The sequence below is a fragment of the Streptomyces sp. AK08-02 genome (assembly GCF_033795085.1).
Lineage (GTDB): Bacteria > Actinomycetota > Actinomycetes > Streptomycetales > Streptomycetaceae > Streptomyces > Streptomyces echiniscabiei.
In genome coordinates, this window is the sequence record NZ_JARAZV010000005.1 from 453,970 (window position 1) to 478,586 (window position 24,617).

Here is a 24,617-nt window from a genome sequence, read left to right on the forward strand (position 1 = left end):
TTTCGCCAGAGCGAACTTCCCCGAAGATGAGGGTCATTGAGGACATATGGCGAGCTTGATGGAGCACTCGGCTCTCTGATCGTCGGAAGGTCGTCCCCAGGAGCAGTCGGATCGGTGATTGTCCGCTCGGCCTCGCGCATCCTGGGCACTTGATCAGGAGGGCACTGTGTGGGCGGATCACTCGCGACATGGACGCCGATGGGCACATGTGCAGGCCGACATCCCTACCTGAGTTCCTACCTGCCGATAGTCAAACGTGTCGTGGACCTGCTGGAACTCGGCACGGTCCACAGCGGCCCGCTCGTGCCGCGCGCCGACTGGGTGGACGTATCGACCAGGCGGACCAGCGGCACCACGACCACGACGACCTCGCCGTGGACGGCATCCGCACCTGGATCACCAAGGACCAAAGCCGCGCCGGTCCCGACCCGCAGCCGGCCAACCCCCTGATCGCCGCCTACGCGCGCTTCGACCACGGACGACATGGACACCATGAACGCAGACAGGGCCCCTGAGGGCCCTGGGCGGTTCCTCAGCCTTCCGGCGAGTAGTCGCAGCGCCGTCAGCCGACGCTCAGCTCGCTCAGCCCCGTGTGCCCGCTCACGCCGCCCAACTCGCCCAGCGGCAGCGTGTGCTGGGTCTGCAGGACCTTCGCGCGGAGGTAGCGGACGTTGTCCGGGGTGGTGAAGACGCCCGTGGGGACGCGGTCGTGGACGTCCATGCCCAGGGCCCGGAGCTGGTTGGCCTTGTCCGGGTTGTTGGAGAGGAGGTCCAGCGAGTCGATGCCCAGGGCCTGGAGCATCTGGGCCGCAGCCGTGTAGTCGCGGGCGTCCTCGGGGAGGCCCAGCGCGGCGTTCGCGGCGTAGGTGTCGAGGCCCTCGTCCTGGAGGGCGTACGCGTCGAGCTTGTTGTAGAGGCCGATGCCCCGGCCCTCCTGGCGGAGGTAGAGCAGGACACCGCCGCGCTCGGCGATGCGCTCGACGGCCTCGCGCAGCTGGGGGCCGCAGTCGCAGCGGGCCGAGCCGAAGACGTCACCCGTGAGGCACTCGGAGTGCAGCCGGACCAGCGGGGTGGTGCCGGGCTTCGGTTCGCCGAGGACGACCGCCAGGTGCTCCTGGCCGTCGGTCAGGCCGTGGAAGGTGACCAGTTCGGTGTCGACGCTGTAGCCGTCGTGGAAGCGGAGCGGTACCCGGACACGGGAGCGCTGGGTGGCGGCGGTGAAGTCGGGCATGCGGGGCTCCCGGGTCGGTCTGATCGATCCTCCGGATCTGCTCCTGCTCAGCTTTGCTTCAGATTTGAAGCAGATCCTCGTTCGAAGAGTGACCCTATCCCATGCTTCAAAGTTAAAGCAATGGGATTGTGGCGGCCCTCACGTGTCGGGGCCGTCGGCGCCGCCGCACGAGGGCGACGACCTGCGCAGCCAGGGCAGGCCTTCCGGTGCCGACTCCGTCCCGTCCCCCTGGAGCGCCCGCTCGATCCGCGTACCGATCTCCTCCAGCTGGCCCACCTGCTCCGGGGTCAGATGGTCGAAGAGGGCGGCGCGGACCGTGGCCACATGCCCCGGGGCGGTGCGCTCCAGCACCGCCATGCCCTCCTCGGTCAGCGCGGCGACCGTCCCCCGCTTGTCCCACTTGCAGGCCTCGCGCCGGACGTGACCGTCCTTCTCCAGCCTGGCCACCGCGTACGTCAGCCGGCTGCGCGTGATCTTCAGCCTCTCGGCGAGATCGGTCATGCGCAGCCGCCGCTCGGGCGTCTCGGAGAGATAGGCCAGGATCGTGTAGTAGAGGTGTGGCATCCCGGCGTCCTGCTGGAGCTGCCGGTCGAGCGCGTCCTCCAGAAGCAGGGAGGCCGCGACGTACGCGCGCCACGCGCGCTGCTCCTCGGGGGTGAGCCAGCGGGTCGTCATGACACCAGTGTAGGTTTGTTTAAAACTTGAACCAAGCTCGCCGGTCAAGAAGAGAGTGCCCCATGCCCCTCCCGTACGTCCTGTTGTCCGCCGCCGTCTCTCTCGACGGCTACCTGGACGACACCGGCCCCGAGCGGCTGTTGCTCTCCAGCCCCGCCGACTTCGACCGTGTCGACGAGGTACGGGCGGCCAGTGACGCCATCCTCGTCGGCGCCGGCACCATCCGCGCCGACAATCCGCGTCTCCTGGTCAACTCGCCCGAGCGGCGGGCAGCGCGGCTGGCGGCCGGACAGCCCGAGTATCCGCTCAAGGTGACCGTGAGCGGATCGGGGGAGCTGGACCCGGCGGCCAACTTCTGGCACACGGGCGGCGAGAAGGTCGTGTACACGACGGACAAGGGCGCCGAACAGGCCCGGCGGGCCGGCCTGGGCGCCGATGTCGCCATCGTGGCCCTGGGCCCCGGCACGCTCGACTGGCGAGCCCTTCTCGAACACCTGCATGACGTACGGGGTGTCCGGCGCCTCATGGTCGAGGGCGGTGGCACCGTCCACACCCAGCTCCTCCGGCAGGGCCTCGCCGACGAACTCCAGCTCGTCCTCGCGCCCCTCTTCGTCGGCGACCCCGGCGCCCCCCGCCTCTTCGGCCCCGGCGGCTACCAGGGCGGCCGGCTCCGGCTCACGGAGACGCGCCGTATCGAGGACGTCGTCCTGATGCGGTACGAGCCCACCGCCCCCGGCGCCGGCCCGCTCGCCTCCGCCGCCGACCGGCACTGGCTGGCACTGGCGTGCGAACTGGCCCAACTGTGTCCGCCGTCGCGAACGGCGTTCAGTGTGGGGGCGGTGGTGGTGGCCTCCGACGGTACGGAACTGGCGCGCGGGCACTCCCGGGAGGGCGGCGACCCGGTCGTGCACGCCGAGGAGTCCGCGCTCGCGAAGCTCGACCCGGCCGACCCCCGGCTCCCGACGGCCACCGTCTACAGCAGCCTGGAGCCCTGTGCCCGCCGTGCCTCCCGCCCCGCCCCCTGTGCCCGGCTGATCCTCGACGCGGGCGTCCGCCGGGTGGTGACCGCCTGGCGTGAGCCGGACACCTTCGTGGTGGCGGCGGACGGGAACGGCCTGCTCTCCGGGGAGGGCGTCGAGGTCGTCGTACTCCCCGAGTTCGCGGAGCGGGCCAAGGCTCCCAACGCCCACCTGCCCGGCTGACGTGCCGCCTCCGCGGACCCCGGACCGAGGCTGGTGATCGAGGCCCCGCGAATGGCGTATAGTTGTGTTCAGCGGCGCGGGGTGGAGCAGCTCGGTAGCTCGCTGGGCTCATAACCCAGAGGTCGCAGGTTCAAATCCTGTCCCCGCTACTGAAGGCCCAGGGCCGGAAAACCACGAAAGTGGTTTTCCGGCCCTGAGTCGTTTGTGCCCCGACCCAGCTTGCTCGTTACGGCTCGCTTGTTACGCGCGTCGACGGTCGGCCGCCATCGCCTGTCATCAAGCCTGCCACCAAGCCTGTCACCAAGGGTGAGCGAACGATCTCGTTCCGCCCAACATCCGACGACATCTGACACTCCGTCAAAACTCGGCAGTCACTTAGGGCATGGTCAACTCGCCCGATTTTCACCGGTGGTGACCCAGAAAGTCCTCGGGAAAAGGATTAACGATCAACGGGAACAGCTTGGAATCCGGTGGCCAGGTCTATTAACGTTCGATAACGCAGCGCGGTAGTCCCAGCCGTCACAAGAGTCGGCTCCGTGCGCAAGTGCCTAATCCCGCAAGGGAACCGGGGAACCACCACCTTGGGGTGAATCGCTCGTCCGCCTCCGTGGCAACACGGCAGGTATACGCGCGTAGGAGACCTTCCTGCTCCGAACCCGTCAGCTAACCCGGTAGGCGAGAAGGAAGGAAAGGAGCACGCCCACGTGGCGTCAAACCCGCCCGCCCCAGCAGCCCCCTCCGTGCCGAACCGGCGCACCAGCGAGACCGAGGACGGCAAGATCCCGACCTTCGGCTTCGGCAGCCGCCGCACCGACGAGGGCCCCTGGGAGGAGTGGAATCCCAGCGCGGACACCACTCGTCCGGTCCGCGGTCGGCACCGCGTAGGCAAGCAGCGCGGCGGCGGAGGACTCGCCCGCAGCTCCACTGTTCTCGGCGTCGGCGTCATAGCCGCTGTCGGCGGGGCCGGCATGGCCACCGCGCAGACCGGCAAGCCGCCGGTCTCCATCTCCATCCCCGACCTGCCCTCGGTCGGCTCGCCCTTCACGCACGACGACTCGGACGACGAGCCCAAGGGCTCCGCCACCGCGCTCAGCAGCGTCGGCGTGACTCCCGAGGAGACCGAGCAGGGCACCAGCGACGCCGGCGAGGCCCTGCGCAGCCGCATCATCCTCCAGGCCGAGCAGCAGAAGGACCAGGCCGAGGCCAAGGTCCAGCAGGCCGCCCAGGACGCCGCCGCGAGGAAGGCCGCCGCCGAGGCCGCCAAGGTGAAGCGGGAGGCCGCGGCCAAGGTCGCCGCCGAGAAGAAGAAGATCGCGGAGGCCGCCGCGGCGAAGGTGGAGGCCGCACGTCTCGCCTCGCTCGCCAAGCAGTACACGCTGCCGACCTCCTCGTACACGATCACCTCGACGTTCGGCCAGGCCGGCTCGCTGTGGTCCTCCGGCTACCACACCGGCCTCGACTTCGCCGCGCCCACCGGCACGCCCCTCAAGGCGATCCACAGCGGCACGGTCACCGAGGCGGGCTGGAGCGGCTCCTACGGCTACCGCACCATCCTCACCCTCGACGACGGCACCGAGCTCTGGTACGCCCACCAGTCGTCGATCAACGTCAGCGTCGGCCAGAAGGTCGCCACGGGTGACGTCATCGGCCGCGTCGGCGCCACCGGCAACGTCACCGGGGCCCACCTCCACCTGGAGGTGCACACCAGCAGCTCGGACAGTGCCGGCATCGACCCGATGGCGTGGCTGCGGAGCATGGGCCTCAACCCGTAGGAATCGACCCTCGGGAGGCGACCCGTAGGAGTCGTCTTCCCCGGTCTCTCACCGGTAGTCCTGACGCTTGATCGTCTGCGTCAGGGCTACCGGTTTTTCGTTGTTCGATCCTGGTGGGAATCCTGCTACGAGCGGTACGGGTTGTAGGCCGGGTCCGGGTACGGGTACGGGTTGTAGGCGGGGCGGTTCTGGCCGTAGACGTGGTTGTACGAGGGGTACGGCGGCCAGGTGACCGGCGGTGCGGGAGCGGGGGCCGGTGCGATGGCGCGGGCCGCGTGGTCCAGGGCAGGGCGGGCCACCGCTCTGCGCTCCCACAGCTCGCCCAGCAGCTCCTGCTCCCGGACGACGAAGTCGGCGCCCGCGCGGCCGAGGCGCCCCCGGTGGCGCAGGAACGCGAGTGAGGTGGCGTACGCCTCGTACTGCGCCACCGCGCGGGCCGCGGGCCTGCCCAGATGGCGGCGGGCGTACACGCGGGCCAGCCGGCGGGCGCGCATCGAGCCGAGGGCGTACGGCTCGGCCGGTGCCAGCCAGCCGGCCAGCGCGTACGCGGGCAACTCGGCGCGCACGGTACGCAGTTCGCGCTGGCGGGTCCAGATGACCAGCCAGGTGAGAAGGCCGAACGCGGGCACCATGAAGGCGGCGTACACCGCGATGAACCCGTACTCCCCGAAGGTCGACGAGCCGTTCCAGAAGGCGTGCATGCTCATCGCGAGCAGCAGTCCGGTCAGCGGCAGCAGCACCCGGCGGACGGGCCGACGCTCGCCCCAGAGGGCGGAGATACCGAACCCGATGCCGGTGAGGACCGTGAACAGGGGGTGCGCGAACGGTGACATGACCACGCGGACGAAGAAGGTCGCCGCGGTGACCGAGGCGATGCCGCTGTCTCCGGTGAGCTGGTCGGTGCCGAACGCGGTGCCGAGATAGAGGATGTTCTCGGTGAAGGCGAAGCCGGTGGCGGTGACCCCGGCGATGACGACCCCGTCGACGATCCCGGTGAAGTCGCGCCGCCGGAAGAGATAGATGAGGAGTACGGCGGCTGCTTTCGCGGACTCCTCGACGATCGGCGCTATGACGGTCGCGCCGAGGGTGTCCGCGCCGGACGGGTCGGCGGTGGCCGTCGCTATCCATCTGGTCGCGAAGCTGTTGGCGACGATCGCTATCAGGGCCGCCGCGCAGGCGCCCCAGGCGAAGGCGAAGAGCAGGTTCCGCCAGGGGCCCGGCTCGACCCGGTCCAGCCAGCGGAACGCGGCGACGGGCAACGGCACGGGCAGTACGGCGAGCCCGAGCCCGACCAGGAACCCCTCGGTGCCGGTCTGTTCGCGGACCAGGGCGAGGATGACGAGCCCGGAGAGCGCGAGCAGGCTGATGAGGGCGCCGTAACGCACCCAGGGCCGCTGCCACCAGTGCGCGTGCCGCAGCGCCCCGCCGACGGGACCGTCGGCCGGGCCGCTGGGATGCGCCGGATACGGAGGAAAGATGGCCACGGCATTGACCCTAACGAGGGAGGGACGCGGCCCGCGACGGGTTCTCCGCGAGTGCTCCGTGAGCGCCCTACGAGTGCTGTACGCGGCGGAACAGCAGGTCGTTCACGACATGACCCTTCTCCAGTCCCTGGCCCTCGAAACGGGTCCGGGGCCGGAACTCCGGCCGGGGCGCGTAACCGCCGTCCGGCCGGGTGTTCTCGAACCGCGGGTGCGCTTCGAGTACGTCGAGCATCTGTTCGGCGTACGGCTCCCAGTCGGTCGCGCAGTGCACGACGGCGCCCGGGCGCAGCCGGTCGGCGACCAGGTCGAGGAACTCGGGCTGGATCAGCCGCCGCTTGTGGTGCCGCTTCTTGGGCCAGGGGTCGGGGAAGTAGACGCGCAGGCCGTCGAGGGAGTCGGGGGTGAGCATCTCGCGGAGCAGGATGATGGCGTCACCGTTGGCGACGCGGATGTTGGTCAGTCCGTGCTGGTCGGCAAGGTTGAGCAGGTTGCCCTGGCCCGGGGTGTGCACGTCGACGGCGAGGATGTTGGTACGGGGATCGTCGGCGGCCATCCTCGCGGTTGCCTCGCCCATCCCGAACCCGATCTCGAGTACGACGGGCAGGTCGTCGCCGAACAGCTCGTCGAGGCGCAGGGCGTGGCCGTCGATGTCGAGGCCCCACTTGGGCCACAGCCGCCGCAACGCGTCACCCTGCCCGGCGGTGACCCGGCTGCGCCGGGGCTGAAAGCTCCTGATCCGCCGCTCGAAGTGGGACCCGGCGGGATCGGCCTGCGGCCCGCCGGGAAACCGGGGCTCGCCTTTGGCCCGGACGGGAGCGGGGGCCGGGGCAGGCGTCGGCTCGGGGGAGGAGGCGGAGGCGGAGTCAATGGAGTCAGACACAATGCGCCCGATTTTACCGCCGCTACTGCACGGGCCTGGCACCCTCCAGCCCCGACCCGCACCTCCAGCCCCGGCCGAGCTTTCCAGCCCCGGCCCGCATTCCCAGCCCGTCCGGCGCTTGAGGACAAGGCCCGTTCAGGGCCGATGGGGGGTCTGGGGGCGCAGCCCCCAGGTTCAGGATGGGACGGGTAGGGGCGGCGGGGGCGAAAAACGCCCGGCCGCGTCACCCACCCAGCACACTCAACGCCCGCCGCGCGACCTCCCGCCCGATCGGCAGCGAAGCGGTCGCCGCCGGCGACGGCGCGTTCAGCACATGCACCGCCCGCGCCCCCTCCCGGATGAGGAAGTCATCCACCAGCGTCCCGTCCCGCAGCACCGCCTGCGCCCGTACCCCCGCCGCCGCAGGCACCAGATCCTCGTCCGCCACAACCGGCAGCAACCTCCGCACCGCCCGCGCGAACGCCTTCTTGGACACCGACCGCCGCAGCTCGCCGCCCCCGTACCGCCAGTGCCTCGCGGCTATCCGCCACGACCCCGGCCACGCCACCGTCGCCCCCAGCTCGCGCATCCGTACGGTTCCCCACCCGTATCCCTCGCGGGCCATCGCCGGCACCGCGTTCGGCCCGATGTGGACGCCTCCGTCGATCCCCCGGGTGAGATGGACCCCGAGGAACGGGAACGCCGGATCCGGCACCGGATACACCAGCCCGCGCACCAGCTCGGGCCGCGCCAGCGTGAAGTACTCGCCCCGGAACGGCACGATCCGCATCCCGGGATCGTCGCCGGTCAGCCGTGCCACCTCGTCGCAGTACAGCCCGGCGCAGTTGACCAGCACCCGCCCCCGCACGATCTCGCCGCCGCCCGGCCCCGCCGTCCGTACGGCCACCCCGAGCTCCGGCCGCCGGTCGACGCGGACCACCTCGGCGCCGTACCGGATCTCCGCCCCGGAGGACTCGGCCAGCTGCCGGGCGACCGCCACGTAGTCGCAGACGCCCGTCGTGCCGACGTGGATGCCGGCGAGGCCCCGCACCTCCGGTTCGTACTCCCCGATCTGGGAGGGGCCCAGTTCGCGCACCGGGATGCCGTTCTCCCGGCCGCGCTGGACGAGGGCGTGCAGGCGGGGCAGCTCGTCCCGTTCCGTGGCGACTATCAGTTTGCCGGTGACGGCGTGCGCGATGCCGTACTCGGCGCAGAACTTGACCATCTCGGCGGCGCCCCGCACCGCGTACTCGGCCTTGAGCGAGCCGGGGCGGTAGTAGATCCCGCTGTGGATCACCCCGCTGTTGCGGCCCGTCTGGTGCCGCGCCGGGCCTGATTCCTTCTCCAGCACCGTCACCCGGGTGCCCGGGGCGGCGCGCGTGATCGCATACGCCGTCGACAGACCGACGATCCCCCCACCGATCACCAGCACGTCACAGTCGTAAGCGAACCCACGCGTCGGCTCCACCGCGCTCCACCTCCTGCTTTCGATAGTGCACTGCGCCACTGACAGTCACTTCAAACGCGAGAAGCGGACACGGGAAGCGGACACTCGTCGCAGCGTCTTCGGACGCTGTGAAATCTACGCCGGAGTCATCAGCAGCGGACGGGCCCGCTCCCGCAGCTCCACCACCCTCGGTTCGTCCCCGTAGGGCTCCAGTCGGTGCAGCAGATCCCTCACGTACTCGGTGGTGCGCACCGAGGAGATGCGCCCCGCGACCTCCACCGCCCGTACGCCCTGCTCGCATGCCGCGTCGAGGTTGCCCGACTCGAGCTCGGCGACCGCCGAGACGACCAGCCGCAGCCCGTGTGAGCGCACGAACTCCTCGGTCGGCTTCGACAGTGCCTGCTCGGTGAAACGGCGGACCTGGCGCGGTGCCTTCAGGTCGCGGTAGCACTCGGCGGCGTCGGCGGCGAAGCGGTCGTAGCCGTAGAAGCCGAGCCAGGAGGGGTCGCCGTCGCCGTCGCGGGCCCGCTCCAGCCAGCTCTCCGAGGAGCGCAGCGCGGCGCCGGCCGCGTGGGCGTCACTCGCGCGCGCGTGGGCCCGCGCCTCGACCAGCCGGAAGAAACTCATCGTGCGGGCCGTCGCGAGGCCCCGGTTGCGCTCCAGGGCGGCCTGGGCGAGGTCGACGCCCTCGTCGCCGAAGCCCCGGTAGGTGGCCTGCAGGGACATCGAGGCCAGGACGTAGCCTCCCAGCGGCACATCCGCCGCCGCGCGGGCGAGCCGCAGCGCCTGGATGTAGTACCGCTGCGCGGCCTCCTGCTGGCCGGTGTCGAAGGCCATCCACCCGGCGAGGCGCGTGAGTTCGGCGGACGCCCCGAAGAGCGCGCGTCCCACCTCGTCGGAGTACGACCCCAGCAGCAGGGGTGCCGCCTCCACCCTCAGGCACTCGGGCACCATCGACGAACGCCAGTCGCCGCCCCCGTACTTGGAGTCCCAGCGCCTGGCGTCCTCCGCGGCTTCCCGCAGCTTCAGCACATCGCTGTGGCCGACTTTCAACGGTGCCCCGGAGCCCTCGGCGGGGCTCGCGTCGCGTGCCACCGAGCTGTCGGCCGGGGTTATCAGCCATCGTGAGGCGGGCGTCGCGTACGCGCTCACCGCGAACGATCCGGCGAGCGACTGCCAGATGCCGCCGGAGCCGGCGCGCCGGCCCGCGAGGTCGAGACGGTAGAGGTCGGTGGCCGAGCGGACGGCCTGTCCGACGTCCCTGGGGAAGGCGAGGCCCACTTCGGGCGCGGGGTCCGCGTCCGCCAGGCCGATCTCGTGGAGCGGCACCGGACGGCCGAGCTTCTGGCCGATGGCGGCCGCGATGAGGTGCGGCGCGGCGCCCTGCGGCACCATGCCCTTCGACACCCAGCGCGCCACCGACGTCTTGTCGTAGCGAAGAGTCAACCCGCGTTGAGCGCCAAGATCGTTGACGCGACGCGCGAGTCCTGCGTTGCTGATTCCCGCGAGGGCGAGAACGGCGCCGAGTTTTTCGTTCGGCCCGCGTTGCTCCCTGGACATGCGCCACCCCTCGACACAGACGGCTGCCGCGCTGGCATAACCACCCGGCATTCGTAAACCCAGCGTAGTTCGCCGCATCCCAAGCGTTAAGGGGCATTGTTCCGGATGGCGGGATTGTGGTCCGTACGGAAGTTCTGGGGATGTACGCACCGTTGCGACGTGCCCCCGACGTGTGGCCGTGCGCCTGTCCGTGCGCTCTTCTCCGGCCATGGCGGGAGCGCTTCCATGGATTCTGCGTGGGTCGGCCCGCTGTACTGGATCCAGTGGGCTGGGGGACACCGCCGCCTACATCCCCGCGGGCGGCGGACCGGTCCGGGAGGCGAACTCCGCCTCCCGGACTGTGCGTGGGCGCTGCGCTCCGCAGAGCCTGTACGGAGCGTGCGCGAGCCTGCCCCCGCTGCGCCAACTTGGCCGAAAACAGACCCCGTCGTACCGGGCCGATTACCCCTCCCACCACGGAAATTGAGGGCGCGTGGGGCGTCTTGGGGGAGCGTAACGGGGGCGCATTCAGGTCGCAGCGGCGGCACCGCCCTGCTTGCGATCTCCCCGCAGTCGTCCCGCGTTCGTCCCGCGGCCGTGCCGTGCACTGCCTGCCGGACGGGTTGCGAACTTCCCGCCAGGGAACGGCGATCTTCTGATCCGGCCTCTGATCCGACCGCCGAAGTTCCTTCCCCCGGACTTCGAACAGGCCTCGGGCGGCCCCGGAATTCCCCGGAGAACCCTGAAGTCCCTTGGTCCGCGCGTGCGTTCGGGGCCGGGCGGGCATGTTCCAGGGGGTGCACAGGAGTTCGCAGGGGCGCACTTCGGGGAGCACAAGCGGCTCCGCCGTCCCTCCTGGGCGCGTCCTTCATGGCAGCATGGTGCCGAGTTCGTCCGGTGCACTGGTTGTCCACAGCCTGTGGAGGCGTCGATGCGGTGGTTGGTGGGATGGAGCAGCACCGCAGCTGTGGCCGCCAAGTTCGCGACAGGACCTGCCGGTTACCCGGCCGCCGGAACCGCCACGGGAACCGGAGCCGGATACGCGGCGGGGGCGACCGGCTACGAGGGCGAGACGGTCCACCCGGTCGGCTCCCAACTCCTCTGGGGAGACCCCGATCCGCTCTGGGCGGTCGGCGACTGGCGCCCCGACGAGGTACGCGTCGTGCGGGCCGACGACCAGACCCGGATCGCGGTCCTGGGCACCTGCGGAGCCACCGACGAGCAGCTGCGGGTCGCCCTGTTCGCCGCCCGCGGAGGGGCACTTCGCCATCTGACGGCCTGGCCGGGCAGTTACACGGCGATCGTCCAGGTGGGGCGCCGGCTCATGGTCTGCGGCGACCTCGCGGGCGCGCGCCCGGTGTTCCACACCCCCTGGGCGGGCGGTACGGCCTACGCGACGGCGGCCCTCCCGCTCGCCGATCTCATCGAGGCCAACCTCGACTTCGGCCACCTCGCCGCTCTTCTCGCGGCCCCCGACGTACCGGCCGCGCTGCACGACTCGACCCCCTACGACGGCGTACGGCGCATTCCGCCCGGGCACGCGCTGATCCTGCGCGCCGGGGCGCGTGAGATCGCCGGGTACGAACCGGTCGCCTCCCTCGCGGTCGCGGCGGCCTCCGTGGACCCCGACCGGGCGGTGGACGGCGTACGGGACGCGCTGGTCGAGGCGGTACGGGCCCGGCTGTCCGCTCCTCGCCATGTACCCGGCGCCGACGTCGACCCCGGCCCCGTGCCCGGAATGGGCCCCGCGGAACGGCGTGCCGCGCGCGGGATGCCCGTACCGGGGATAGGGGCGGACCTGTCAGGCGGGCCGGCCTCGGGGACACTCGCGCTCCTGGCGGCGGGTCTCCCGGGCATGCCGGGGACGGTACTGGGACATGGCACGGGCGCCGGGGAGCGGCTCGTGGCGGTCACCTTCAACGACCTGGCCGTGGGCGGGCGTGAGGCGGAACTGGAACGGGCGGGCGCCCTCGCGGCGAACCCGCGCCTGCACCACGTGGTGGTGGCGGGCGGCGAGGACGTCCTCCCGTACGCCGACCTGGAGGGCCCGCTGACCGACGAACCGGGTCCCTCCCTGGTGACGGCGGCCCGGCATCGCGCCCGCCTGGCCTCGGGCAGCGCCGACCACTTCACCGGCTACGGCGCCCGGCAGGTGCTGGACGCCCACCCCGCCCGCCTGGCCGACCTCCTGATGGACCGCAAACGCCGTCACCTGGTCCGACCGGTGGCGGCGCTCGCGAAGGCCGACGGCTCGGTGATGGTCCCCGCGCGCGTGTACGGCGCCGCCCGCAAGCTCTCCCGGACGCCCTACCGGGCCGGCATCGAGAACCTCGCCGACCGTCTGATGCAGCGCCGGTTCGACGAGCCCGGGGGCGCGGTGGGGGCCTCGCTGGCCGCGCTCACCTGGGCGAGACCCGGCCCGGCCGCGCGCTGGCTGACCGGTGAGGCGCTGGCTGAAGTATCGGTTCGCCTCAACTGGGCCACGGACCGCGCGGGCGTCGGTGTCGGCCCCGGCCAACGCCCCGGGGACTTCCGCGCGCGGGCGGCACTGGCCCGCCAGGCGGCCGACGTACGTGTCCTGGAACAGGCCGCCGAGATCCGCTTCCAGCGCCTGCACACGCCCTTCCTGGACAACCAGGTCGTACGCGCCTGCCGAGCCCTTCCCGAAGCCCTGCGCGTCCAACCGGGCGCCCGGGCATCCATCCTCCGTACGGTCCTGGAAGGCGCCGGCGTCGCGGACCTGCCCCCCGGATGGGGCGCGCCCTCCCACGCCTCGGCGAACGCGGCGTCGCGGACGGGCCTGCGGGTGTCGGTGGAGTCCCTGATGACCCTGTTCGACACGCCGCTGCTCGCGGAGGCGGGTCTGGTGGAGGCGAGAGTGGTCCGCAAGGCCCTCCGTGCCGCCGCGGAGGGCGAACCCCTCCCCCTGGACGGCCTGGCGGACCTGGTCTCCCTGGAGGTGTGGCTACGCCGCCTCCTCTCCCGCCGAGGCACCTGCTGGACAGGGACCCCGGCCCGCCAACGGGCCGTACCGTCGGGAATCACCCCCCAGAGGGGCGCACTGGGGGCGGGGGCGGGGGCCTCCAGCCCGTCCGGCGTTTGAGGACGAGGCCCCTTCAGGGCCGATAGGGGGGTCTGGGGGCGCAGCCCCCAGTGGGGGTCCCCCCTCTGGGGGAGGGACGGGTAAGGGCGGCGGGGGCGAGAATAGGCCGGTGCGGTACAGAATCCTGGGCGTCACCCAGGCCGAGGACGACCACGGCACAGCCGTACCCCTCGGCGGCCCCCGCCTCCGCGCCCTCCTCACCGCCCTCGCGCTGCGCCCCAACCGCACCACCACCCCCGAAACCCTGATCGCCGAGGTCTGGGCGGACACCCCGCCCAAGGACGCCCCCGCGGCCCTCCAAGCCCTCATCGGCCGCCTGCGCCGCACCCTCGGCAGGAACACCATCACCTCGGACCCCGGCGGCTACCGCCTGACGGCACCCCACGACCACATCGACCTCCACCTCTTCGAACGCCTCGTACGGTAGGGCAGGGTGGCCCTGGACAGCGCCGACCCGGCGACCGCCGCACGCACCCTCTCCGAGGCCCTCGCCCTGTGGCGCGGCCCCGCCCTGGCCGACCTGCCCGACCGCACCGCCGCGACCCGCCCGGAGGCACTGCGCCGCGAGGCGACACGCGCGCGCGTGGAGGCGGACCTGAGACTCGGCCGCGCCCACGACGCCGTACCGGAGCTGCGGGAACTGACGGAGGCCCACCCGTACGACGAACCGCTGTACGCCCTCCTCGTCCGGGCCCTGCGCGACACGGGCCGCGACGCGGACGCCCTCGCCGCGTACGAGACGGCCCGCCGAACCCTGGCGGAGGGCCTGGGCACGGACCCGGGCCCGGAACTGCGAACCCTGCACAGGGAGTTGCTGGCGCAGCCACCACAGCGGGCACTGCCCCCGAAGTCAGCGGCACGGCCCCCGAAGTACCCGGCACAGCCACCGCAGTCACCGGCACAGCCACCGCGGTCGGCCGGAGGAGCCGCCCACACCGGCAACATTCGCCCCCGTCTGACATCTTTCGTCGGCCGGGAACCCGAGGTCGAGGCCATCCGTTCGGATGTGCACAGGACCCGTCTCGTCACCCTGATCGGACCGGGCGGTTCCGGAAAGACCCGTCTCGCCGAGGAAGCCGCCGCCGGCCTCCCCCAGGCATGGCTCGTCGAGTTCGCCCCGCTCGACCGGCCGGAGGCGGTCCCAGGCGCGGTGGTCAGCGCGCTCGGTCTGCGCGAGACCGTGCTCAGGAGACGGAGGCCGAGGCCCGCGGGGTCCTGGGAGCGGCACGGTACGAGTCGGAACGCCGGACGGGAGCGGAACTCACCGCGGACGACGTATTGGACCTGCTCGACGAGCTCGCCCACCTGTACCCGCCGCCCAGCCCCGACCGCGCCCCCATCACCCCCGTGTGACAGGCACCCCGGTGACCGACGCCCCCGTCACCGGCACATGAACCTGGACTCCACCCAGTCCGCGAGGACCACCGAGTCGAACGGCGAGTGGGGTTCCACGACCAGGCGGATCGTCCTGCGCCCGGTGAGGTCGACGTGGACGGGTACGGCTTCCTGCCCGCCCTGGACCAAGCCGGACTGCCACATACGCACCCCGTCGGCGAACACCGAGAAGCGGACCTGGCCGACGCCCTGCATCATGTCGTCGACACCGACCAGGGCGTCGTACGAGGCACAGTCGCGGTTGAGGTCGACGGTGACCGAGGACTGCCCGTGGACGGTCACCCCGTGCTCGTACCGCTTGTCCGCGATCGCCACCCCCCACCGCTGCCACACCCAGCTGCTCTCGCCGAGCCGCATCTCCGGCTTGGTGCCGTCGCCGGTGATGCCGTACTGCAACTCGTTCCACTGATAGTCGGCCGGGGCCGGCGGCGGTGGAGGTGGGGGAGGCGGTGTCGGGGTGGGCGTGGGCGTGGGTGTCGGAGAGGGGGGCGGGCCGGGGGACCTGGTCGGGGTGGGGCTCGGGGTGGGTTTCGGGGCCGGAGTCGGGGTGGCGCTGGTGCTGGGGCTCGGGGTGGGCGCGGGCACCTCGGCCGGGGCCAGGGCCCGGACGACCGGGTCGGGTTCCGGCTCGGGCGGCGTCGGGCTCGGGGGCGGCGTCGGTGCCTCGGGCCGGCTCACGGGGGCGGACGGGGCCGGCTGGGCCACCGGCTTCTTCGGTACCTGGTCACCGGCCAGCGCGAACACCACCGCGGCGATCCCGACGGCGACGACACCCGCCGCGATCCCGGCCTTCAGCGGCGCGCCCAGCCCCTCCGAGGCCGCCGCGCCGCCCCCGGCCCCGCCGGACGACGAGCCGCTCGCCGCGGCCGCCGCGCCACCGACGCCCACCGCACCCGCTCCGGCGCCCCCGGCGACCAGCGCGGCCACCTTGGCGTACCCGGCGGCGCCGAACCAGCCGATGACCGCGAGCGGAACGACGGCCGGGATACCGCTGGCGACCTCCTTGATCTGGCCCGCGGCCAGCCGGCACCTGGCGCACTCCTCCAGGTGCTTGCGCAGCCCCCGTTCGGCCCGGGTGCGCAGACCCCCGCGGGCGTACGCGCCGAGCCGGTCGGCGTAGCGGGAGCACTCCTCGTCGGTGACGAGGGTGGCGCTGACGTGGGCCTGGAGGTAGGCCTGCTTGAGCCCTTCGCGGGCCCGACTGGCCAGCACACGCGTGCCGTTGGCGTCCAGCCCGAACAGGGTGGCGACCTCGCTCGGCGACTCGTCCTCGACCTCGGTGTGCCACAGCACGGCCTGCCACCGCTCGGGCAGCGACCGGAACGCCTGCATGGCCATGGACCGTTCGGCCTCGTGCATCGCGAGGACGTCGGCGCCGAGATCCAGCGTGTCGTGGTCGGCGGCGACCTCGGAACCGCGCGCGGCCTGCGTCGCGAACACCGCGAAGTCGTCGACCAGTTGCTCGCGCTTCGCCGACGTCGTCCAGTTCGCGGCGACCCGGCGGACCGTGGTGAGCAGATAGGCGCGTACGGCGTACTCGGGCCCGGAACCGCCGCGCACCGCCTGGAGCATGCGGGCGAAGACCTCGGCGGTCAGGTCGTCGGCGGTGTGGCCGTCACGGCAGCAGGTGCGCGCATACCGGCGTACGGCGTCGGCGTGACGCCGGTACAGCTCCTCGTACGCCGTGTCGTCGCCCGAGCGCATGCGCCCGATCAGGTCGGTGTCGGACGGCGGCAGTTCGATGGGCGGCGGCAGCACACTGTCCGCGCGGGGCGGCAGCAGGCTGCCTCCGCGCTGCGCCGGGACGCTGTTCTCCATCGGGTCGTCGAGGTACTCCGGGTACTCCGCGCCGTCCACCGAGCCGCCGAGGTACTGAACGCCTCCCGGCCCGCCCTGGTTCGGCACCTGGGGTGAGGTCAGGCCGCCGCCGGCCTCCGGGTCACCGTCACCGAGTGACTCGTCCCGCCCGTCAAAGCTCATCGCGGAAAGCCCCCGCCGCCTGCACAGCTGCCTGCACATCGAGTCCCGAACACCGGGTCAGAGTGCCATATTGGCTTTTGTTCAGGGCGACTGGAACGAACCAACCACTCGTCCGTGGGGACTTCCCGCACCGAGGTACTAACGTTCACCCGAACGGGGAATGCTCAACCGGCGCTCCCTGGAGGGGAGTTGTCCGGACTGCCCGATATATCTGGCGTGCTTCCCTCACAGGGGCCGCGACCGCAACCCCTCCAGCAGGATGTCCAGCAGCCGTGACGAGGCCGCCGCCTGCTGTGCCGCGTCCGGCAGCGAGGGCGCCGCCGTCGCGATCACCAGCAGTACGTCCGACACCGACACGTCCGGCCGCAGTACGCCCGCCTCGCGCGCCCGCTCCACGAGCCGGCCCACCACTTCCAGCAGTGCCGCCGCGCCCGCGTCGTCCGCCAGGGCCGCCGCCGCGGCGTCGTCGGACACCAGCCGTAGTTCCCCGGCGCCGAAACCGCCACCCGTCGCCTGGGTCCGCTGCTGCGGAACCCGCGCCTCGTCGAGGCCGGAACCGTCGTCGTCGGCGACGCCGACCCGCAGTATCTGCGGCGGCAGCAACCGCCCGGCGCCCGAGGCCACCGACGTCCGCAGGAAGCGCGACAGTGCCGACCACGGCTCGTCCTCCTGCCCGAGCGCCGCACGAGCCTGGTCGGTCAGCCGGGAGGTCTCCTCCTCGGCTATCCGTCGGACCAGTACGTCCTTGCTCGGGAAGCGCCGGTACACCGTGCCGACACCCACCCGAGCGCGCCGCGCCACGTCCTCCATCGGCGCGCCGTACCCCAGCTCGCCGAAGACCTCACGTGCCGCACGCAGCACGTGCTCCAGATTGCGCTGTGCGTCCACACGCAGCGGCGCCGTACGCGATGTGTCACCGCGTCCGTTGCCCGCCGCCGCGCTGACCGGTCCGCCTGGTGCGATGGCGGACGCGGATGACCAACGAGAATCCTGAATGTGCATAATGTTCCCCCGGTAATGACGTCTCCCCCCGGAGACTCCCCGCCATTGGCAGCCGGAGCGCACGGAACAGCACTGAACAACGGGCCCACCCGCTGTGGAGCGAACCCGAAAGAGCGCATCCCCCTACACCCCGTCGACCTACGAACATAGTTGAGCGAGGGTCAATTCAGAAGGGGCACGTTCCGCACAGGGTGCCGCTCGATCGGAGTACGTGTCGCATACGTCCCGGTTAAGCCCTCTCCTGCCACTCGGCGCACCCCCACTGAGCTGCGACTTTGCCCTGCTCGCCACCGTTCGGGGCAACGTTTCGGCCCACTGCCCGAAGGTCACACAAATTGCCGGGCCTGTGGACAAACGCGAGCGCTGGGTGCGTCATGGGATGGTGAAGGAACGTGCGCGAATTCTCGTCGTCGGCGGCGGCTACGTCGGTATGTACACGGCCCTGCGCCTCCAGCGGAAGCTCCAGCAGGAGCTGAAACGGGGCCAGGTCGACATCACCGTCGTCACTCCGGACCCGTACATGACCTATCAACCGTTCCTCCCGGAGGCGGCCGCGGGCTCCATCTCGCCCCGCCATGTCGTCGTACCACTGCGCCGGGTCCTCGACCAGTGCCGGATCGTCGTCGGCGAGGTCGCCGCGATCGACCATGCCAAGCGCACCGCGACCGTCACCACCCTCGCCACCACGGAGGAGGGAACGGGCGCCCAGCAACTGACGTACGACGAGCTCGTCCTCGCCCCCGGTTCGGTCTCCCGCACCCTGCCGATCCCCGGCCTCGCCGAACACGCGATCGGCTTCAAGACGGTCGAGGAGGCCATCGGCCTGCGCAACCACGTCATCGAACAGATGGACATCGCCTCCTCCACCCGCGACCCCGCCATCCGTGACGCGGCCCTGACCTTCGTCTTCGTGGGCGGCGGCTACGCCGGAGTCGAGGCGCTCGGCGAGCTGGAGGACATGGCCCGCTACGCCGCGCGGTACTACCACAACGTCAAGCCCGAGGACATGAAGTGGATCCTCGTCGAGGCGTCGGGCCGCATCCTGCCCGAGGTCGGCGAGGAGATGGGCAAGTACACGGTCACGCAGCTGCGCCGTCGTAACATCGACGTACGCCTGGAGACCCGCCTCGACTCCTGCGCGGACCGGATCGCCGTCCTCAGCGACGGCGCCCGCTTCCCCACCCGTACGGTCGTGTGGACCGCCGGCGTCAAACCGCACCCCCTGCTCGCCGCCACCGACCTCCCGCTGAACGAGCGCGGACGCCTGAAGTGCACCGCCGAGCTACGGATCGAGGGCACCACGCACGCGTGGGCCGCGGGAGACGCCGCCGCCGTCCCCGACGTCACGGCCGCGGAACCCGGCAAGGAGACCGCCCCCAACGCCCAGCACGCCGTACGCCAGGCCAAGGTCCTCGGCGACAACATCGCGCACTCCCTGCGGGGCGAACCGCTCGAAACGTACTCCCACAAGTACGTCGGTTCAGTAGCCTCCCTGGGACTCCACAAGGGTGTCGCACACGTCTACGGGCGCAAGCTGAAGGGCTACCCCGCCTGGTTCATGCACCGCGTCTACCACCTGAGCCGGGTGCCCACCTTCAACCGCAAGGCCCGGGTGCTCGCCGAGTGGACCCTGTCGGGACTCTTCAAGCGGGAGATCGTCTCCCTCGGTTCACTCGAACATCCCCGCGCGGAGTTCGAACTCGCGGCCGGTGGAAAGCCTCCTCAGAAGCCCCACCAGGACCCGAAGGGGTCCTCCTGACCGGATCCAGGAACTCCACCGACGCGGCCGACGTCTGAAGGATGTCGGCCCGGTCGGCCACCCTGCCAGACTGGCTCCACGTCCCTCGCCGCACGCCCTTCTCTACCCACGAGGCTTTCCGTAAGTGCTGTATCTCCCGGGGGACGTCCCCCGTACCTCCGGCCGACCCGCTGCCGGCCTGTGCCGACGAACACGAGGCAAGGATTCGTGAACTTCACGCGCTGGAGCGCCCGACTTCCCGGAACGCAGCGCCGCGCCGCAGCGCGGACCGATCACACGATCAGCCCGGACCGGCTGCCCGACCGACGCGGCGAGAACCCCGGCTCGGGCCCCGGTTCCGTACCCGCCGCCCGCGCCGAGCGGCTCACCGACGCGGCCCCCTGCCTCCCCGCGGTCGACGACCTGCCCACCCGCGAGGTCCTGGACCGCATCCCGGCCCTGGTCGCCATCGTCCACGGCCCCGACCACCGCATCGCGTACACCAACGACGCCTACACGGCGGCCTTCGGCGTACGAGCGGAGGGCGCCCCCGCCCGCGAAGCGGCCCCCGAGCTCGACGAACTGGGCCTGCTGCCCCTTCTGGACCAGGTCCTGCGCAGCTCCAAGCCCCGCACCCTCAAGTCCCGCAAGGCGCAGAGCGGACGTTCGTACACGATCACGTGCACCCCGATCGAGGCGACGGCCACTCCCGAAGGGAGTGGCGGCGTCCTCGTCTTCGCCGCCGACGTCACCGACCACGCCGAGGCCGCCGAACGCCTGCGCGCCAGCGAACGCAGCCAGCGCGAGACCGCGGTGACCCTCCAGCGCTCCCTCCTCCCCCAGGAACTGGAGGAACCGGACGACCTCAGGGTGGCAGCCACCTACCATCCCGGCGGCACGGAAGCGGCGGTGGGCGGCGACTGGTACGACGTCATCACCCTGGGCGGCGGCCGCACAGCCCTCGTCATCGGCGACGTCATGGGCCGCGGAGTACGCGCGGCAGCGGTCATGGGCCAGCTCCGTACGGCGGTCCGCGCGTACGCCCGTCTGGACCTCCCCCCGCACGAGGTCCTCCAGCTCCTCGACGGCCTCGCCATGGAGATCGACGCCAACCAGATCGCCACCTGCGTGTACGCGGTCCACGACCCGAACGAGGGCCAGCTCGTCTACGCCTCCGCGGGCCACCTCCCGATCCTCGTCCGCGACGAGAGCGGGGTCGTCCAGCGCGCCGACGAACCCACGGGCCCACCCCTCGGCACCGGCGGCTGGATGCACGCCTCGGGCTCGATCGCGCTCACCCCGGGCTCCACGGCGGTCCTCTACACCGACGGCCTGGTGGAACGCCGCAACGAGGACCTCGACGAGGGCATCGCCGCCCTGGAGCGCGCCCTCGCCGGCGCCACGGGCAGCCCCCAGGTCGTCTGCGACCGCCTGGTCCGCTCGGCGGGCGTCACGGCTGACCACGACGACGACGTGGCGGTCCTGGTCCTCCAGCACCCGGCCCGCACCGGCGCCGACAGCGACCTGTTCCGCAACGCGGCCCTGGAACTCCTGGGCGGCATCGAAGCGGCCCCGCGCGCGCGTGCCTTCGCCTCCGGCGTCCTCACCAGCTGGCGCTTCCCCACCGAACTGCACGACGTGGGCGTCCTGGCGGCCAGCGAACTGGTCGCGAACTCCCTCCAGCACGGCACACCCCCGATGCGCCTGCGCCTGCGCCGCACCGACCGCCGCCTCATCGTCGAGGTCACGGACGGCGACGACCACCTCCCCCTGCGCCGCACCGCCGAACCCGGCGACGAATCGGGCCGCGGCATCGCCATCGTCGCGACGATCGCCACGAGCTGGGGCTCACGCCGGACACCGGGAGGCGGCAAGGCGGTGTGGTGCGAGTTCGTGCTTCCAGGGGGAAAGGCCACGCGAGTCCCCTAGTCGAACCCAGCCCCGCCTGCTAGTAGCTCCTGCATGGCAGATCCCACAGGTTTCCCCCTCAAAGACAACGCCACACACGACGCGACGGAGCACTACGAGCGCTACAGCGCCCCTTTGATGGCCCCGTTCGTCACCGCGGTCGTCGACGCCACCGACCTCTTCCCGGGCGCCCACGTCCTCGACCTGGCCTGCGGCACCGGCTTCGTGGCCCGCGCCGCCGCCGCCCAGGTCGGCCCCACGGGCCACGTGGCCGGCGCCGACTTCCTGGAGGCCATGCTCACCACCGCCGCCCGCCACGCACCCCGGATGTACCCGGACATCGAGTTCACCCAGGCCCCGGCCCACAAACTCCCTTACCCGGACGACTCGTTCGACGCGGTCATCTGTCAACAGGGCGTCCAGTTCTTCCCCGACCTGGACGCCGCCCTCACCGAAGCGGCCCGCGTCACCCGCCCGGGCGGCCGGTTCACAGCCACGACCTGGGCCCCGCCCGTGGACCGCTCGCCCTACATAGCCGCCCACCACAAGGCGGTCACCGAACACGGCACCCCGGAGGCGAAGGCACGTTTCGCCATCTCGCACTCCTGCCCAGCCGACCGCATCACCGCCGCCCTGACCACCGCCGGCTTCCACGACATCACGACCCGCGAGGTCACCTTCGCGATCGCCTTCCCGGACATCGCGGACTTCGTCACCGGTCACCTCGCGGCCGTCCCCTGGGGCCAGTCGATCGAAGAGGCGGGCGGCCGGGCCGGCTTCACCGAGGCGGCGCGAACCATCCGCGAAGCCCTTGCCCCCTACACGGCCCCCGACGGCTCGGCGACCCTCCCCTTCACCTCGACCCTGGCCACAGCCACCCGCCCCACTACGCGGTAGGCACCGAGGACTCCACCGGAGCCCCTCCCTGCGCGACCACCCGGCTCCGCCGCGCCAGAGACGGCTGATTCTGTACGGGGGTCAGCTGCCGTCCCAGCCGTACGGCGAGGACGCTGATCCCCAGCGAGAACAGCAGGAACATCACGATGTACGGCGCGTGCAGCGAAGCCCCGAGCGGCCCGCCCACCGCAGGCCCCACAGCCAGCGCGAGCTGCTTCACCAGGGCGAACGCCGAGTTGTACTGCCCCGCGAGCCCGGCTGGCGCCAGATCGGCCACCAAGGGCGCGACGGTCGGCGACAGCATCGCCTCCCCGAGCCCGAACAGCGCGTACGTCGACACGAACGCGGCGGTCGCCATGGCCTGGCTGCCGTGCCCGAGCCCCGCGTACCCGGCCACGCCCCACGCGACGGCCCAGAGGATCCCCACGGCCGCGATCACCCGCGACCGCTTCTGCCGCTCGACGAACCTGAGCACCGCGAACTGCGCGACCACGATCACCGCGGTGTTCGCCGCCAGCGCCGAACCGAGCGCGGACGTCGAGATCCCGGCGGCCTCGACCCCGTACGCGCTCAGTCCCGACTCGAACTGCCCGTAGCAGGCGAAGAACAGTACGAAGCCCAGCACACACAGCTGCACCATCGCCCGGTTCTCCAGCAACTGCTTCCAGCTGCCCCTGGCCTGAGCGGGCGCACCGTCGATCCTCGGCGAACGAGGCATCCGTACGGTGGCCATGATCACGGCGAGCAGCAGGAACATCGCCGCCTCGATGCCGAACAACAGGGTGAACGAGCCGACCCGGGTCGTGTCCACGAGATGCCCGCCGATGAGCCCACCGACGCCCAGCCCGAGGTTCTGCAGAAAGAACTGGGTGGCGAAGGCCCGCGACCGTGTCTCCGCCGACGAGAAGTCCACGATCATCGTCGCGAGCGCCGGCTGCATCACGGCCTGCCCGGCTCCCAGCGCGACAGCGGCCAGGAGTACGGCGGTGGCGTTGGCGGCGAACCCGAGGCCCATGGCGCCGACAGCGGCGGTGACCAGAGCGACGAGCAGCACCGGCAGCGGCCCGCGCCGGACGATGGCCCGCCCGGCGAACGGCAGCACGACCAGCGCCGCCACAGCGAAGACGGCGAGTACGAGACCCGCCGTCATGGCTCCCAGTCCCCGCACCTGCGCCACATAGACGTACAGATACGGGACGGTGAAGCCGAGCCCGAACGCGCTGAGTGCGTTGCCCACATGGATCCGGCGCATCTCCGCGCCCATCGCCCTGGTCACTTTCACCTGCCTTGATCGTGAAGTCTTACGCCTGCCGAAAGGGTTAGACATGAAGACTTCGAAGCTAAAATTAAGAATTGAACAGTACACCTCGAAGGACTTCGATGCCAAGCGCACGCATGGGATACTGAGCACATGGGTGACACCCCCGCCGTCGGCGAGCCGACGCTCGATGAGCAGATCGCCGCCTACCAGCGCGAGTTCAGGGATCTGGACCCCCAGGTCGAGAAGATCGTCACGGCCCTGAGCCGGCTGAACCGCAGGATGAACGTGGCGTACGGCCGCCAGACCGCGACGCTCGGCATCAGCAACGCCGAGTGGGAGGTCCTCAAGGCGTTGGTGCTGTCCGGCGCCCCGTACCGCATGGGCCCGAGCGACCTGGCGAAGCGGCTTGGCCTGACTCCGGCGGCGATGACCCACCGGATCGACCGGATGGTGACGGAGGGACTGGTCACCCGGGAGCGCGACGAGTCCAACAGGGTCCGCGTGATCGTGGAGTTGACGGACGAGGGCCGAGAGAAGTGGCTGGAGGCGATGCGCCTGGCGACGGTCTTCGAGGAGGACCTCCTCCAGGACCTCTCCCAGGACGAACGTGGCAGGCTCGGCGACGTCCTCACCCGTCTCCTGCGCCGCGTGGAGCACGCCCAGCCGGACGCCGGCGGACGACTCAGCGACCTCGACTAAAGATCTTGACAGCGACGGGTAGGCGGTGCTTGACATCCCCCATCCCGATCCGTAATGTTCTCCGGGTTGCCACGGGGCCGTAACGGTTCTGCGGCAGCACCTCCGCCGCAGCAGCGGCAAAACCAAACCATCAGCAGGACCTCCCAGCCGGGTTGATTTCGGTGTGCCCGAATTCAATTCGAATGGAACTCGATGGAGCTCAGCGGCCCGATTGGGAATCGCTGAGGGGATCCGCTAGGGTTTGAGACGTCGGAACGGCCCAACAGCCGGGAGGACAAGCCCCACTGACTGGGAATCAGGCCCGAAAGGATCTGGTAGAGTCGGACTCGCCGGAAAGGGAAACGCGAAAGCGAAAACCTGGAAAGCACCGAGGAAATCGGATACGGAAACGGTCTGATAGAGTCGGAAACGCAAGACCGAAGGGA

The 24,617-nt window shown here is 71.4% G+C and carries 16 protein-coding genes, 1 tRNA gene, 1 pseudogene and 1 riboswitch; of the genes and pseudogenes, 9 read left to right on the forward strand and 9 right to left on the reverse strand.

Annotation, left to right across the window (positions count from 1 at the left end; genetic code table 11):
* Positions 1-562 precede the first annotated feature (562 nt).
* Together PV734_RS13200 and PV734_RS13205 are read right to left on the reverse strand one after the other, a co-directional pair.
* Positions 563-1,231, reverse strand: a complete 669-nt coding sequence (locus PV734_RS13200) for a GTP cyclohydrolase II (protein WP_319098652.1) — start codon at positions 1,229-1,231, stop codon at positions 563-565.
* A 138-nt stretch (positions 1,232-1,369) separates the two neighbouring features.
* On the reverse strand, positions 1,370-1,906 hold the full coding sequence (locus PV734_RS13205) for a MarR family winged helix-turn-helix transcriptional regulator (protein WP_319098651.1): 537 nt from the start codon (positions 1,904-1,906) through the stop codon (positions 1,370-1,372).
* 62 nt (positions 1,907-1,968) lie between these two features.
* Between PV734_RS13205 and PV734_RS13210 the strand changes: the two genes are divergently transcribed.
* The 3 genes from PV734_RS13210 to PV734_RS13220 all read left to right on the forward strand — a co-directional run bounded on the left by PV734_RS13210 (position 1,969) and on the right by PV734_RS13220 (position 4,880).
* Positions 1,969-3,108, forward strand: a complete 1,140-nt coding sequence (locus PV734_RS13210; protein WP_319098650.1) for a dihydrofolate reductase family protein — start codon at positions 1,969-1,971, stop codon at positions 3,106-3,108.
* Positions 3,109-3,183: 75 nt separating this feature from the next.
* A tRNA-Met gene (locus tag PV734_RS13215) sits at positions 3,184-3,257 on the forward strand.
* Between the two features lie 386 nt (positions 3,258-3,643).
* A riboswitch (cyclic di-AMP (ydaO/yuaA leader) is annotated at positions 3,644-3,801 on the forward strand.
* Between the two features lie 11 nt (positions 3,802-3,812).
* Positions 3,813-4,880, forward strand: coding sequence for a M23 family metallopeptidase (locus PV734_RS13220; protein WP_319098649.1), 1,068 nt, complete (start codon positions 3,813-3,815; stop codon positions 4,878-4,880).
* A 125-nt stretch (positions 4,881-5,005) separates the two neighbouring features.
* Here PV734_RS13220 and PV734_RS13225 read toward each other — a convergent pair whose 3' ends face one another.
* The 4 genes from PV734_RS13225 to PV734_RS13240 form a co-directional block, all read right to left on the reverse strand.
* Positions 5,006-6,364, reverse strand: a complete 1,359-nt coding sequence (locus PV734_RS13225; protein WP_415924195.1) for a PrsW family intramembrane metalloprotease — start codon at positions 6,362-6,364, stop codon at positions 5,006-5,008.
* 67 nt (positions 6,365-6,431) lie between these two features.
* Positions 6,432-7,244, reverse strand: a complete 813-nt coding sequence (trmB, locus tag PV734_RS13230) for a tRNA (guanosine(46)-N7)-methyltransferase TrmB (protein ID WP_415924196.1) — start codon at positions 7,242-7,244, stop codon at positions 6,432-6,434.
* A gap of 223 nt (positions 7,245-7,467) precedes the next feature.
* Positions 7,468-8,691 (reverse strand): L-2-hydroxyglutarate oxidase, encoded by a 1,224-nt coding sequence (gene lhgO / locus PV734_RS13235; RefSeq protein WP_319098648.1) that lies wholly within the window; start codon positions 8,689-8,691, stop codon positions 7,468-7,470.
* Between the two features lie 114 nt (positions 8,692-8,805).
* Positions 8,806-10,230: an MFS transporter gene (locus PV734_RS13240; RefSeq protein WP_319098647.1), complete on the reverse strand. Its 1,425-nt coding sequence runs from the start codon at positions 10,228-10,230 to the stop codon at positions 8,806-8,808.
* Between the two features lie 910 nt (positions 10,231-11,140).
* Between PV734_RS13240 and PV734_RS13245 the strand changes: the two genes are divergently transcribed.
* Both PV734_RS13245 and PV734_RS13250 read left to right on the forward strand, forming a co-directional pair.
* A complete protein-coding gene (locus tag PV734_RS13245) occupies positions 11,141-13,312 on the forward strand; it encodes an asparagine synthase-related protein (RefSeq protein WP_319289570.1) in 2,172 nt (723 codons plus the stop codon).
* A 109-nt stretch (positions 13,313-13,421) separates the two neighbouring features.
* A pseudogene (locus PV734_RS13250) lies at positions 13,422-14,498 on the forward strand (BTAD domain-containing putative transcriptional regulator); the annotation flags it as partial.
* 194 nt (positions 14,499-14,692) lie between these two features.
* On the opposite strand, the gene PV734_RS13255 reads toward PV734_RS13250, so the two are convergent.
* Together PV734_RS13255 and PV734_RS13260 are read right to left on the reverse strand one after the other, a co-directional pair.
* Positions 14,693-16,687 (reverse strand): sigma-70 family RNA polymerase sigma factor, encoded by a 1,995-nt coding sequence (locus PV734_RS13255; RefSeq protein WP_319289571.1) that lies wholly within the window; start codon positions 16,685-16,687, stop codon positions 14,693-14,695.
* Positions 16,688-16,912: 225 nt separating this feature from the next.
* Positions 16,913-17,689: a helix-turn-helix domain-containing protein gene (locus PV734_RS13260; protein ID WP_319098644.1), complete on the reverse strand. Its 777-nt coding sequence runs from the start codon at positions 17,687-17,689 to the stop codon at positions 16,913-16,915.
* A gap of 379 nt (positions 17,690-18,068) precedes the next feature.
* Between PV734_RS13260 and PV734_RS13265 the strand changes: the two genes are divergently transcribed.
* The 3 genes from PV734_RS13265 to PV734_RS13275 all read left to right on the forward strand — a co-directional run bounded on the left by PV734_RS13265 (position 18,069) and on the right by PV734_RS13275 (position 22,232).
* Positions 18,069-19,448 carry an NAD(P)/FAD-dependent oxidoreductase gene (locus PV734_RS13265; RefSeq protein WP_319098643.1) on the forward strand — a complete coding sequence of 460 codons (1,380 nt, stop codon included), beginning with the start codon at positions 18,069-18,071 and terminating at the stop codon, positions 19,446-19,448.
* 207 nt (positions 19,449-19,655) lie between these two features.
* Positions 19,656-21,356 carry a SpoIIE family protein phosphatase gene (locus PV734_RS13270; protein WP_319098642.1) on the forward strand — a complete coding sequence of 567 codons (1,701 nt, stop codon included), beginning with the start codon at positions 19,656-19,658 and terminating at the stop codon, positions 21,354-21,356.
* Positions 21,357-21,389: 33 nt separating this feature from the next.
* Positions 21,390-22,232, forward strand: a complete 843-nt coding sequence (locus tag PV734_RS13275) for a class I SAM-dependent methyltransferase (RefSeq protein ID WP_319289572.1) — start codon at positions 21,390-21,392, stop codon at positions 22,230-22,232.
* Here PV734_RS13275 and PV734_RS13280 read toward each other — a convergent pair.
* A complete protein-coding gene (locus tag PV734_RS13280; RefSeq protein ID WP_319289582.1) occupies positions 22,222-23,496 on the reverse strand; it encodes an MFS transporter in 1,275 nt (424 codons plus the stop codon). The genes PV734_RS13275 and PV734_RS13280 overlap by 11 nt on opposite strands.
* 147 nt (positions 23,497-23,643) lie before the next feature.
* Between PV734_RS13280 and PV734_RS13285 the strand changes: the two genes are divergently transcribed.
* A complete protein-coding gene (locus PV734_RS13285; protein ID WP_319098640.1) occupies positions 23,644-24,192 on the forward strand; it encodes a MarR family transcriptional regulator in 549 nt (182 codons plus the stop codon).
* The last annotated feature ends 425 nt before the right edge of the window (positions 24,193-24,617 follow it).